Source organism: Virgibacillus sp. SK37 (assembly GCF_000725285.1).
Taxonomy (GTDB): domain Bacteria; phylum Bacillota; class Bacilli; order Bacillales; family Amphibacillaceae; genus Virgibacillus_Q.
Window position 1 is genome coordinate 3,260,211 of the sequence record NZ_CP007161.1, and the last position, 14,320, is coordinate 3,274,530.

At 32.7% G+C, this 14,320-nt stretch carries 9 protein-coding genes and 1 pseudogene; 4 read left to right on the forward strand and 6 right to left on the reverse strand.

Annotated elements, in window-relative coordinates; genetic code table 11:
* Positions 1–22: 22 nt before the first annotated feature.
* From X953_RS19230 to X953_RS16175, 6 genes and pseudogenes are all read right to left on the reverse strand, one after another.
* A complete protein-coding gene (locus X953_RS19230; RefSeq protein WP_052350178.1) occupies positions 23–2,860 on the reverse strand; it encodes an N-acetylmuramoyl-L-alanine amidase family protein in 2,838 nt (945 codons plus the stop codon).
* Positions 2,861–3,053: 193 nt separating this feature from the next.
* Positions 3,054–4,931 carry an N-acetylglucosaminidase gene (locus X953_RS19235; protein WP_052350179.1) on the reverse strand — a complete coding sequence of 626 codons (1,878 nt, stop codon included), beginning with the start codon at positions 4,929–4,931 and terminating at the stop codon, positions 3,054–3,056.
* 63 nt (positions 4,932–4,994) lie between these two features.
* Positions 4,995–6,892: pseudogene (locus tag X953_RS20325) on the reverse strand (CDP-glycerol glycerophosphotransferase family protein).
* A gap of 15 nt (positions 6,893–6,907) precedes the next feature.
* Positions 6,908–8,059, reverse strand: coding sequence for a CDP-glycerol glycerophosphotransferase family protein (locus X953_RS16165; RefSeq protein WP_040956494.1), 1,152 nt, complete (start codon positions 8,057–8,059; stop codon positions 6,908–6,910).
* 1 nt (position 8,060) lies between these two features.
* Positions 8,061–9,086: a ribitol-5-phosphate dehydrogenase gene (locus X953_RS16170; RefSeq protein WP_040956495.1), complete on the reverse strand. Its 1,026-nt coding sequence runs from the start codon at positions 9,084–9,086 to the stop codon at positions 8,061–8,063.
* On the reverse strand, positions 9,083–9,796 hold the full coding sequence (locus X953_RS16175) for a 2-C-methyl-D-erythritol 4-phosphate cytidylyltransferase (protein ID WP_040956496.1): 714 nt from the start codon (positions 9,794–9,796) through the stop codon (positions 9,083–9,085). The genes X953_RS16170 and X953_RS16175 overlap by 4 nt, the downstream gene beginning before the upstream one ends.
* 165 nt (positions 9,797–9,961) lie before the next feature.
* Between X953_RS16175 and X953_RS16180 the strand changes: the two genes are divergently transcribed.
* From X953_RS16180 to X953_RS16195, 4 genes are all read left to right on the forward strand, one after another.
* Entirely contained in the window at positions 9,962–11,494 is a 1,533-nt protein-coding gene (locus X953_RS16180) for a glycosyltransferase (protein ID WP_052350182.1), read from the forward strand.
* Between the two features lie 76 nt (positions 11,495–11,570).
* Positions 11,571–11,969, forward strand: a complete 399-nt coding sequence (tagD, locus tag X953_RS16185; RefSeq protein WP_040956497.1) for a glycerol-3-phosphate cytidylyltransferase — start codon at positions 11,571–11,573, stop codon at positions 11,967–11,969.
* The gene (locus X953_RS16190; protein WP_040956498.1) at positions 11,962–13,143 is read left to right on the forward strand and encodes a CDP-glycerol glycerophosphotransferase family protein; all 1,182 of its coding nucleotides are present in this window, start codon (positions 11,962–11,964) and stop codon (positions 13,141–13,143) included. Before tagD ends, X953_RS16190 begins: the two co-directional genes overlap by 8 nt.
* Positions 13,144–13,226: 83 nt before the next feature.
* Complete coding sequence (locus X953_RS16195) at positions 13,227–14,309, forward strand: acyltransferase (RefSeq protein ID WP_040956499.1); 1,083 nt, start codon at positions 13,227–13,229, stop codon at positions 14,307–14,309.
* Positions 14,310–14,320: the final 11 nt, after the last annotated feature.

Consider the following 14,320-nt stretch of genomic DNA (forward strand, 5'->3'; position numbering starts at 1 on the left):
TACGTGTTTAGACTGTTATATTTCATTTCACATAAAAGGAGTGAAGCCATACTGTCTGTCCATTCAGGACGCCTCGATACCAAACATTATTGCCTACTTTTTCCGTCAAGTTGACTTTAAATTCTTCTCCTTGATAGCTTCTTAGATTGGAATACACTAAGTCTTTGGCTCCGCCCCATGCCTTCGTATACGCAGTGCCGGTCCCTTTCAGGTAGAATGTTTTTGCTTTACTATCTACACTCGTATGCGCATGTACGGATAAGTCACTTGCTTTTAGCCAACCTACTACTCCATGAGTGCTGCTCGGTTTCTTACTAATCAGATAGAATAACTCTCCATTCACCTTTGCTTGTTTTTTGATGTAATACACTGCATTGGTATATGGTGCGGCATCCTTATAGTTTGAGCGGTTTTCTATATCAGGATAAATCACACTGTTACTTCGGATATGGCCAAGTTTACTAGTGGAGCTAGTCTCTATGGCTTGCTCTGTCACATACGAAGAGTGCAACCATACTGTCTGTCCATTCAGGACACCTCGATACCAAACATTATTGCCTACTTTTTCCGTCAAGTTGACTTTAAATTCTTCTCCTTGATAGCTTCCTAGATTGGAATACACTAAGTCTTTGGCTCCACCCCATGCCTTCGTATAGGCAGACCCAGTTCCTTTAAGGTAAAACGTTTTTGACTTATGGTCTACACCTACATGCGTATGTACGGATAAGTCACTTGCTTTTAGCCAACCTACTACTCCATGAGTGTTGCTCGGTTTCTTACTAATCAAATAGAATAATTCTCCATTCACCTTTGCTTGTTTTTTGATGTAATACACTGCATTGGTATATGGTGCGGCATCCTTATAGTTTGAGCGGTTTTCTATATCAGGATAAATCACACTGTTACTTCGGATATGGCCCAGTTTACTAGTGAAGCTGGTTTCTATGGCTTGCTCTGTCACATACGAAGAGTGCAACCATACTGTCTGTCCATTCAGGACACCTCGATACCAAACATTATTGCCTACTTTTTCCGTCAAGTTGACTTTAAACTCTTCTCCTTGATAGCTTCCTAGATTGGAATACACTAAGTCTTTGGCTCCACCCCATGCCTTCGTATAGGCAGACCCAGTTCCTTTAAGGTAAAACGTTTTTGATTTATGGTCTACACCTACATGCGTATGTACGGATAAGTCACTTGCTTTTAGCCAACCTACTACTCCATGAGTGCTGCTCGGTTTCTTACTAATCAAATAGAATAATTCTCCATTCACCTTTGCTTGTTTTTTGATGTAATACACTTGTTGAAGGTCATCTTTAGATACAGATTTGACGTGAGTTAAGTCATTGATATTATCTATAATTAGTCCCTTGCTATGAAGGTGGGCTAGCAAGCTAACAGATTGCATATTAACATCTTGTGGTAACGAAGTGGATATATAACTTGCATGCACCCATACTTGTTTACCGTTTAAAATCCCTCGATACCATACATTTCTTCCAACGCTCTCAGTTAAATTCACTTCGAATTCTTTTCCTTTGAATGAAGAAAGTGAGTATACTTTATTCTTATTTCCACCCCAAACCTTGTTATACGCCGATCCCTCGCCCTTTATAATAAAATTCTTTTTTTGTTTATCAATACCCGAATGAGAATGTACATTTACATTTTTGGCTTTCATCCAACCAATGACCCCACTCCGGGAACTAGGTTTTGTACTTAATTTATAATAAACATCACCATTATATACTGCTTGTTCTTTAATATAATAAACAGCATGTGTATACTTTTCTCCTGCCTTTTGGGTAACATGTGGATTCGTTGGACTTTCGTACAACATGGCATTACTTGACCTTATGTGTCCTACTTTGCTAACACTTTTTGTTTTGATATTTAAACTATTATATTTTAAATTAACTAGTTGAACAAAATCGTTCCAAGTATAACCCCATCTGGAAAAATACCCGTGCGGATCTACATGGTTAGTCCCTCCTAGAAATTTACTAACTGCTTTATGAGACCAGAGAGTGCCTTTACCATCATATTCTGCGCTATTAACACCTAAATTATATTTAAATAGAATTGTAGCTATGTAATTTGCATAGTTATTAATTGCACTAGCAAAGTCTTTAAAATTATGTTCCCTTACAAGTTCTACATGTACAAATCTTTGATTTGCATACCTTCCAGCACCCCATGCTCCGTAGTTTGTTGGATGAATTTCTATTATACGTGACTGGTCCACAAATGCATGTACAAAAGCATTATTATGGTTATTGGACATATAGTTAATCTCTTGCATAATAGTAGAATTATTATTTGCAGTTTCATGGGCAACAATTCCTTCTACTTTTCCATAACCATATCTATAATTAAATTTTGTGAAATGGGATATGTGGTCAATCTCCATCTTGGGAGATGTTAATTTTTGTGTGAATATATACTCGTTGACATCGGGATAATATGACCTTGATTGAGCTTTAAACTCACTTTCTTGAGGATGTTCGCTCCGAAAATTCCCATCCCTCCATGCCTTTGGAATGTATTTAAGTTCCTCTTCGCTAAGATTACTAATGTCCTCTCCATATATTTTAATGTGTGATATTTCACGGGAATTCTCTCCCGATTTAATAATATCTGCTGCTTTTCTATTACTACCTTCATTTACTTCCTCTGTGGTACTCTTATCCAGTTTGTCTTCAGCTTTATTTTCTGAATCTATTTCTTGTGTATTAGATCCTTCTTCTTTTTCTACAAATATAACATCCTCATTTCCCGACAACTCTGCATATGAATAATTTGGCGACATGAAAAGAAAACATAATAATAACAAATTAACTGAGATAACTACCTGCTTCATAACTTCCCCCTAAAATAACTTATTTCTGCTCTTTATATCGGCAGGTTGTTATTCTTTATAAATAATTTAAACATAAAAATTAAAATTAGTTTTTTTAGAAATAATATTAGCTAAAAAAGATGGTCCTCTTCTAACCTGAAGAAAACCATCTAGCATTATATTTAATTATAATGAAAACTATTATGATAATAAATCAATTTTTATACACGGGTATATCTAAGTAAAGTGTATATGATTCTAGTTCTTGATATAAATTGTACATTGAGTGTATCTGCTTATACGCCCATCCTATGTCAGTTGCATATTGTCCACCTGGCTTTTTATTAATTTCCATGTTCAAAGGATTCCAACGCATTTTATATAAAGTATTTTTACTTCCCCCAATGTATTTATCTTTAATAAATTTTGCTCCTCCTGTGATTGCTGCGTCTATATCAAACCATTTTTTTTCAAAAGCCTTTTTAGCCCCACATTCTAGTGCACAATCGTCGTTCGCCCCAATACCATACATATTAAATACTTTATAGGCAGTGTTGGAATTTTCACCGGGGATGTTTTCTTTTTTCCCATCTATAAGAACTTCAATATAAGTCACATTTCCATTATTGTCTACAGGTACTCCGTTAGCAAGAATTGAAGTTCCGTTTCCAGTTTCTAATAAGGCATGGGACAACAAGTAAATTTCGTTAATACTATTTTTATTTCCTGCTTCAATAAATTGCTTTCCTTTATTTTCAAGCGACCCTTTGTTTATAAGTTGATTATTTAATACTTCTACAGATGCCACATTTGATCTTGATAAATCCAAGAATTGAAATCGTTGTTTTTCATTGTTTATAAAGTTATTAGGATCTAAGTAATAAAGCACATCTGTTGGACTAGCATTAACCCATTGATAGTTTTGAGTAAATTCAATTTGATACCATTCATTTACTTCATCTAAAATTGTTACACGGGAACCTTTATTTAACTTTCCTACAACCCAATAGTCAGTAGATGGTCCTCCTCTTACATTCAACACATCCGCTGTCACTTTGTTATATTTGTTAATATAACCTTTTGATACATATGTTTTATATTCTTTGTCGGTTTGTGGTTGTACTGACATCTGCATATCTAGGGCATTTTGAAGAGTTAGGTTATAATAACTAAGCTTTTTATTGTTGTATGAAGTAACATATGAAGAGTGCAGCCATGCTGTTTTTCCATTTATTACGCCTCGATACCAAATATTATTGCCTATTTTTTCAGTAAGATCGACTTTAAACTCTTCTAATTGATAGCTTGTTAGATCGGAATATACCAAGTCTTTGACCCCGCCCCATGCCTTACTATAAGCGGATCCGGTCCCTTTTAGATAGAATGTTTTTGCTTTACTATCTACACTCGTATGGGTATGTACGGATAGATCACTTGCTTTTAGCCAACCTACTACTCCATGACTGCTGCTCGGTCTTTTGCTAATCAAATAGAATAATTCTCCGTTTACCTTGGCTTGTCTTTTGATGTAATACACTGCATTGGTGTATGGTGCGGCATCCTCATAGTTTGAACGGTTTTCTATATCCGGATAAATCACACTGTTACTTCGGATATGGCCCAGTTTGCTAGTAGATGTTTTCTCTATTTTAGTTGAATTAACTTTAATCTTTTCATTATTTTGTTTGTGATTATCTTCTTCTAAATTATTACTTTCAGAAAGACTGTTAAATTTCTTATTTTCTTCTTCAGTATTATCTTTGCTGTTGGAAGAAGGAGTTTGTTCCGTATTCTGCTTTGATTTATCAATTATATTGGTTTCAGAAGGAAGAAACTCTTCACTTCCACCACTTTGATTGTCAGAAATATTCTGATCTAAATCTTCTTTTAATTTTTCCTCATTTAATCCCTCAGTATTGCTGTTCTCCTCAGCATTGTTGTTCTCCTCAGCAGATTGTTTACCGCTGTGCTCTTCTACTAGGTTATTGTCTTTCTTCTCAAGTAGATTTTCTTCAGCCGACAAACTAATTGGCAATAATACAACTGCAAGTACAACGAACAAGAACACTAAAAACTTTATTTTTTCTCTCATATTTGCCTCCATTTAATATTACTTTATTATAACGAACTTAAACAATACTTAAACCTTAGATTTTCACTCTTCTTCAATTGACCTTTCAAATAGTTCAATACGAGAATTAGGAGGTGGCAAAATAACCTTCTTCTTGGTCATTTTTTCCTCTTTATTTTGCAAGCTTGGTATAATTACTTGCTCGACCACGTTTTTGGATGCTTCACCTAAGTTTTCATCAAAGAAGTATCTTACAAACGGGGGAATTTTCTCCATTTCAAAATTTTTATTAACTATGGTTTTCACCATTTCTCGGGTTGTCTTTATTAATGGACCAGGTATAAAATCAAAATAATTGTAATAAAAGTCTCTTTCTTCTATATACTGTTCTACGTCAAAAGCAAAGAATAGCATTGGTTTATTTAATAAGGCAAACTCAAAACAAACAGAAGAATAATCAGTAATTAATAAGTCAGTAACTAATAACAAATCATTAATCTCTCTATATTCACTAAAGTCATAAAAGAAATCTGCATATTCATAAGGTATTTCTAGTTTATTTTTTACAAATGGATGTATTTTAAACAAGAATACATATTCCTCGTGGAGAGTTTCATATAATAAGTCTAAATTAAGGACTTCGAAGGGAAAGTGAGCTGAAGCTTGTCCATTTCCTCTAAAGGTTGGAGCAAACAGGATTACTTTTTTATCCTTAATAAATGGGTATTTTTTTCTATAGTTTTTTTCACGTGCTCCTTATATTCTTCATCAAAAAATATGTCAGATCGCGGAATACCAGTAGAATATATTTTTTCTACCTCTATACCGAACCCTTCTGCATAATTTTTTCGTACCCCTTCGCTACTTACTACCGCTTTCGTATAATTCCTGTGATTTTTGGAATGCGGTGAAGGGCCTCCTGGCCTACCAATACGACTATAACCAAATGTTTTAAAAGCACCAGCGGCATGCCAAACCTGAATAAGATCTGAATTTTTTCTTATCCTCAAAGGATATACTAATGGATAAAAGTCATCTAGCAATATTATCTTAGAGGTCGCAAACTGATAGGATATCTTCACTAAGTCAATAAAACTTTTTTTGTTGTCAATTCTCTCACTTAAAATAATTTTTGTATTTATGTTTAGATTACGTTTGTAAAGTTCCTCATAAACAAAATATAAATTTCCATTTAATTCAGTACGACTGTCAGAAGCGAAAGTTATTTTGGAGTTATTAATTGGTAATATACTAAATAAAATGTACATTAACTTAAATAGTCTTCTTTTGATAGCTTGAGTATACTTTCCCTCTTTGTGCTCTTTTTCTACAACACGTGGGTCAAAAGACTGTAACAAAGAGTTTTTTAAAAAAAGTGTTTTACTAGTTTTATTAAAGGAAAGAATTAAATTATATTTTAAAACTTTTTTTGAAGAGTAAAATTCTAATTTAGTATTAAGTATACCATCCCTTAGATACCCTTTAGCATCTGAGATTGGCAAAATTTTTTCATACTTAATGTTGTCATTATTAATTTCCAGTTGTTCTATTTTAATGAAGCAATCATACTCACCTTTATATAGTGGCTGACCCTTATTAATAGATGACAAATTAACTACACCTTTATAACCTCCTATAGAATTTTTCAATTCTTTATCAGTAACTTCCTTCTGGAAGTTGCTTAACTCGCTGATCAAGCAATTATCAAGGCTTATACTAATCATTTTCTCATCAATAATTTCTTCATCAGACATACATTCATACTCAGGGTTATCTTCTCTGCATAATTTTATGTCAATATTAGGTACTATTAATAAAGTCTTTCTAATTCTATCTTCATACCTAGGAAGTAACCCATCTACATATGCATATCCTTCTATTTCAAGAAACGAACCATTAACTTCCAATTTCGTTACTTTCCTGCTTATGGTAGCATCCCTATTAATTTGTAAATTATTATTATCTAAGGGTGAGAATAACATTAAAATCGCCTCTTTCTAATGTTCAACAAAATGATTTACTATCTTATGTGATACATCATGTAATTCATCAAAATTATATTCAACCATCCTAATTGAATCAAAAAATTCGTTACTGCTTCTTTTATTAATCCATTTAAGCAAATGTTGCGAATCTAAAATGATCTCCGCATCAGAAACTTCGGTTATATCCTGATAAAAACCTCTATTCTTTTCATAGTCCTTTAAATCGGGAACAAAGTGAGCCATAGGCTTGTACAACAATGCAAATTCGAATACAGAAGAAGAATAATCAGTAATAAATGCATCAGATGTTAACATCCACTCATTTATTGTAAATTTATCTGCAACTATAATATTATTACAATTATTTAATCGTTTTATGTCTGCTATATTAGTATATGGATGGGGCTTATATATTATCCTTACGTCAGCTTTAATTAATGGAGCTATTTCAATTATTTCATCGACCATATTAAAAGAGGTTTCCATTTGTTTCCCTCTACCTCTATATGTAGGTGCTAAAAGAATATATACTCGATTTGGTTTATTAATTTTGGGGTAATGGAAGGATAATTCTTCTATTACTTTGTTGCGACAAGACTTATTAAAAAAGAGGTCCGTTCTGGGTACGCCTAATGGATAAACTTTGTTTAATGGCATATTGAAGGCTTCCGCATAAAAACCTCTGATTTTGTTACTGGAAACATAAGCGTGAGTATAATTCGAGTGAATTGGGATTAACTTTAAGTATTCACTACTAGGCCCGAATCTAGTCCCCACCGTACTATAACCGAATTTTTTAAAAGCCCCTGCTGCATGCCAAACCTGTATTACTTTTAAGTTGGAATTTGGAGTCAACAAATATATTGGTAAATAATAATCATCAAGTATTAAATATTTCGCATTAGAAAGCTTTATAACTTCATTAAAAAGCCCAAGATTCATCTTATTTCTACTAGATATAAGATGAATCTCAGCTTTTGGCTTTGCTATAATAATACTATCATGGATATATTTTAGGTTTCCTTCTAAGCCCCCTCTATATAGAGCGATAACAAATTTGTTTTCATTAGGCTTTCTCATAAGAGTAAATATTTTGTATATAACATTCAGTACAATCTTATATAGTATAATATACCATTTTTTCCAAGTTGGTAATGATCTCATTTTAAATTAACCATCTCATCACCGTTTTTCCCCAGGAATTTGATAAGTCACTTTCAAAAGCTTTGGTTGCATCATTAATTTTTTTGACATCATGTACTTCCCCAATAATTGTACTTAGGTATTCAACTATTTCAGGATATTCTGTATAAATATCAATTACACGTTGGAAGTCAACAGTACCACTTCGACTACTACCAATAAGAGTTAGACCTTTTTCTAGTACCATTCTAGTATTTATTTCAACGGGGTACTCACTGACACCCAATAAACAAATGGTCCCCTCAGGATTAATAAGATCAATTATTTGATCAATTGCATACTGACTACCTTTTCCGCCAGCACATTCAATTGCATGATCTATTTTCAAATTTTTAGGTATGTCATCAATTTTTACAGTATCATCTACAAACGAGAAATGATTTAGTTTATAATCTGTTTTCCCAAAAATAATCACCTTACTATCAGGGTACAATTTCTTTAAAAACAGACAAGTTATATAGCCTAAATTACCGTCTCCCCACACTCCAAATGTATCTTTTCTAAAGTGTGCTTTTTTTTCAAATCTACTTATCGAATGAACAGCTATCGTAACTAATTCCGTAAACGCTGCTACATCCATATTTATATCCTCTGGCAGTTTTACAATGCGATCATGATTCAAGAAAACATAATCCTGCATAAAGCCATCATAACCACTAGACCTGAATTTACTGGTTCTCAAATAGTTCTCAGCTATATAAGGATCTTCTTCAGTAGGTGTATTGGGAACCATTACTACTTTTGTACCAATTTTCAATTCACCTGTAGGATCAAAAACTACCTCTCCTACTCCTTCATGTATCAGTGCCATTGGAAGCTTTTTCTTCATCGCTTCTTTTCCTCGTGTCCCAGTGTAATACCTTTGGTCAGCAGCACAAATTGAAAGATGTGTTGGTCTAACTACTACTTGATTAGAAATTATTGATTTATCTTTATAAGTAATTTCAAATTGTCTAGGTGAAACTAAACGATAAACTTGGTTAATCATTTATCTAAACTCCCTTGAATTATTGCGTTAGCAACGTTTAAATCATATGGTGTAGTCACCTTAATATTAAAGATTTCTCCTTCTACAAGTTTTACATCTTCACCCTTTATAGAAAAGATCTTACACGCGTCTGTCAAGATTTCTTTTTCTTCTTCTGTCAACTGATTATATAGCTCTTTCAACTTATTCACATTAAACGTTTGTGGAGTTTGACCTTGATACATAAAGTCGCGTCTTGGTATAGAAGAAATAGTTGAACCATCCCTAGACTCAACAATTGTGTCTACTGCACTAATAACAGTATCTACTGCACTATGTTTTAATCCTTCTTCTATATTCTCTTGTATTATACGATGCGTTAGAAAAGGGCGAACTGCATCGTGAGTCACCAAGATATCATTATCACTCAAATTATATTTCGACTCAATAAAATCTATAACAGACATAATTGTGCCATTACGATCGTTTCCACCTGGAATAACTTCAACTTTGGGTAAATCTATATTGTATTTTTTTAATATATCATTCGTATGGTTTATCCATTCTTTTGGAGTAGCAATAATTATTTTTTCGAAATTATTATTAAGAATAAACTTTTCTACAGTATGGACAATTATTGGTTTATTATTAAGCGTTAAAAATTGTTTGGGCATAGGTACATTTCCCATTCTTGTTCCTTTACCACCCGCTAGAATTCCTGCATAAATCAATTTATACACCCCTATATTATTCTGATGTACTAAATTATAACACATTTCGCTATTTAAATAGAAGGGAGTAAAATATCTATATTTACTAGTGATTTATATAAAATAATGATAAAATAGTTTTAAATTAAATTTTTACTCACACATCCTTTATTAAGAGGTGATAACATGAAGCAAAAACTTTTTATGCTAGTATGGGATATGGATATCAATAAAGGTGGCATCAACCGTGTGATGATGAATCGTTCTGCTCTATTAAATGACAAGTATGATTGCACCTTGCTAACTCTAGATTTTAAAAAAAATTATAATGATATTAAAGAAAAACTGAAAAAATCTGGAAGATTACATCCCAAAGTAAACATTCTCAATGTACATGATTATTATAGAGATTACTTTAGTCAATCAAAACCGTCGAAGGACCAGATGAATTATTATCATACGCAAAAGGAGCTATACGAGGAAGGGTTTCAAGTTCAAGATGATGAGTATAGTAATAACAATTGTGCTAGATACTTTAAAAACGGTGTTTATATAAAATATAAAAAGTGGGATAAAAAGCAAAACCTATTACATGTTGACTTCTTTAACCCGCAACGGCAAAGGTTATCAAGAGAGGCTTTTTCTGAAGAAGGGTTGATGTATAAAAAGACATTTTTCGAGCCTCAATCAAATAACCCTATTCAAGATTTATTCTATACCATTGACGGTAAATGCTTTTTAACAAAATGGTACAACCCTACTACTAAAAAAATTAGTAATGTTTTCTTAATTAATCCTTTAGATAACACCATTAAGAAGTTTGCGAGTAATCAAAGTTTCAACTCGTATTGGTTGGAGACATTGTGTAGTGATCAGCCTAAAAAACCTATTATAATATGTGATGGACCTGGTAGTACATCTGTAATGCTTAACGTTGATTCAAAACTTTGTTACAAAGTTTCAGCAATTCATTCTAATCACTTTTCAGATCCTCATACTTATGGTTCTCCTATTAAGAAAAATCACATTGATATCTTAAATAATATAAAAAAAGAAGATGCACTTATTGTTCTAACAGAAACGCAGAAAAAGGATATAATTAAACAGTTTGACCATTCTAATAATATACATGTAATACCACATTCTATTGAACCCTTTAAAAATAAAAACTTAGCAAAAGATGAAAAGCTAGTAACAATGATAGCAAGATACCATCCTGAGAAAAGAATTGACTTAGCTATTTTAGCTTTTAAAAATGTTATTAAAAAAGTTCCTGATGCCAAATTAGAAATATACGGTGATGGACCAGCTAAAGAAAGTTTAAAACAATTAATCAAGGAAAATCATTTAGAAAATAACGTCTTCCTTAAAGGTTACGTTAATAATGTCACAGAAGTGTTTAGTAGCTCATTAGTTTCTCTACTCACCTCTAAATATGAAGGTTTTAGTTTAGTGATAATCGAATCAATGATGTCCGAAACACCTGTTATTTCATTCGATATACCTTACGGGCCATCTGATATAATAATAGATGGAGAAAATAGTATATTGGTAGAGAATAGTAATGTTGAAAAATTTTCAGAACAAATTACTTTTTTATTAAAAAACCCACAAACAGCAATAAAAATGGGTGAGGCTGCAAAAAAATATGCTACAAAGAATTACTCCACTAAGGATCATACAAAAAAGTGGCTTAAAGTATTAGAAAATCTAAAATAAGCATAATCTAAAAAAGCATTATGCTCTTTGTCTTTTTAACTTTAACTCTAATTTTGATACAAGAGAAGGGATTAATATGAAAGTTATAATAACATACGGTACATTTGACTTAATACACACAGGGCATATTAACCTTTTACGACGTGCCAAGAAATTAGGTGATCATCTAATTGTAGGACTTTCAACAGATCAATTTAACAGTTTAAAGGGAAAAAAAGCATATTACAGCTTTGAACAAAGGAAATCAGTTTTAGAAGCAATTCGTTACGTGGACGAGGTTATTCCAGAAAATACATGGGAACAAAAGATTCAAGATGTACAGAAACACAACGTGGATGTTTTCGTTATGGGAGATGACTGGGAAGGTAAATTTGATTTCTTGCAGGATCACTGTGAGATCGTTTATTTGCCGCGTACGGTTGGTATCTCTACAACGAAAATTAAAACCGATTTGAATCAAGCTAATAATGGCTAGAGAGCTTGGTATCACGCTTTACCTTTTTGTTTTCCGTGTGTTTTTTAACCTATTTAAACGATTACCCCAAAAGAAGAAAACCGTTTGTGTTGCTTCTTTTGGGGATAATATTTTTTATGCTGTCCGGGAGCTTCAGAAGCGGTCAAACGAAGAAATTATCATTTTAAAAGATAAATCATGCCGCTTTGACTTTGATGCATTGCATGTAAAGTCTATTTCTTTTGCGATCAAACATCCCTTTGCTTTTCTCCTATCAATCTATCATCTGGCTACAAGTACCACTATTATGATAGATACGTATTATGGGTTTTTAGATGTGACTCGCTTTCGAAAAAATGCGAGATGTATTCAGCTATGGCATGCTGCCGGTGCGCTAAAGCAATTTGGGTTACAAGATCCATCCATTGCCGAGCGCAGTCAGCGGGCCAAGAACCGTTTCCAGAACGTGTATAGTCGCTTTGATTATACGGTGGTGGGTTCGGATGAAATGGCAGCTACATTCAAACGCTGCTTTGGATTAACTGAGGATAGAATTGTTCGTACAGGTGTACCGCGAACTGATATTTTTTTTGATGATCATGAGAAACAAAGAATTCTATACGATCTAAAACAAGATTTACAAGCAATCGGTGATAGAAAGATTATTCTCTATGCCCCTACTTTCCGTAAAGGAGAGTTGGATCACTTCCAACTGGCTTTGGATATACACATGATGTATCAATCCTTAGCCAATGAGTATGTTTTGTTTATCAAGCCACATCCTGCTGTCAGTTATTCCATTGAAGATAGCTATAAAGACTTTGTGTTCGATGTATCCAAGTACTCTGACACAAATCATTTATTATTGATTACAGATATTCTTATTACTGATTATTCTTCTATCCCTTTTGAATATGCTCTGCTGGAAAAACCGATGATTTTCTTTGCATATGATCTAGAAAAGTATAAATTATCAAACGGCCTGATCGATGACTATGAAAATCAAATGCCTGGACCCGTTGTTTCCACTACAGAAGAAATTGTTGATGCGATTCATCATAATAAGTTCGACTATAATAAGATCCACGAGTTCTCTGAACAATGGAATACCTACTCAAATGGAGAATCCAGCAAACAGCTTGCAGCATTTTTGACAGATACCGAAAAGAAACCAAAAGAAAAAGTACTTGTATAGTGCTTACATTATATAGGGCTTTTATTAAGTCTGAAATGAAGTCCTTTATTACCATTAATCTAATATAGAAAAGAGTATTATTTATGAATAGAGAGAAAAAGTATTATTATGAGCTTAGTTTTATTCGAGCTATAGCTTGTTTATGCGTTATAATGGTGCATGTAACTGCAGGATATTATTATGAGAACGGTAAGAATTTTGATTGGCTCACTCAATTTTTTAATCAAATTTCTCGTTATGGTACTCCCGCTTTTGCAATTATAAGTGGATTTTTATTATATAACCAGGCTATAAACCGAAGCTTTAATTTAAAGTTTTTTTGGAAATCAAGATTAACCAAAGTAGTTATACCTTTTTTTATTTGGAGCATACTATATCTGTTTTTAAAATGGTCTTACGGGCAATTTTCACCTTCATCTATAAGTACAATTCAAGAAAGAAATGACTTTATCTATTTCTTTTTTACCGGAGAAAGTTATTATCATTTATACTTTATTGCTATTGTAGTGCAATTTTACTTAGTATTTCCTTTGCTTCAGCTTTTTAAATCGCAAAAAAATCTACTCATATTTACCCTTATTTCTTTTTTTATTAATTACTTTTTCGTGGAGAACACTATAAGTATTGGGGAAGGAATTTTAAATAAATTTATAAATGAAAGAGTATTTATTTTTCATTGGGTTTATTACTTTTTTCTTGGTGGACTTCTAGTATATTGGTGGCCTCAACTAATGAGGTGGGTTAAAGACAACGCTTTATACAGCACTTTATTGGGTTTAGTAGTAGTTATTGGGGGAATATTTGAATATCAATTCAATGAATGGATTGAGTCAAACAGACCAATGAACATGATTAATTTGCCAATTCTTTTTATAGCTTTAAGCGGCATTTATACCTTACTATCTAACAAAAGCAAAATAAAAAGTTCTCTTATTAATATTGGAAATTTATCCATGGGAATATATTTAGTTCATCCGTTAATTCTTTTTTTTATGCGAAAATACAGTTTTTTTGACCATTTTTATGAAAATACACTGTATTTACCTTTGTTGTTTGGTTTTACTCTGTTAACTTCTATTTTACTTATCAAATTTATTTTAAAATTACCTTTCGGAAGTTATATAGTAACTGTAGCTAGTACTACCAATAAAAGCAAACAGAAATAAGCCCCGCGTAA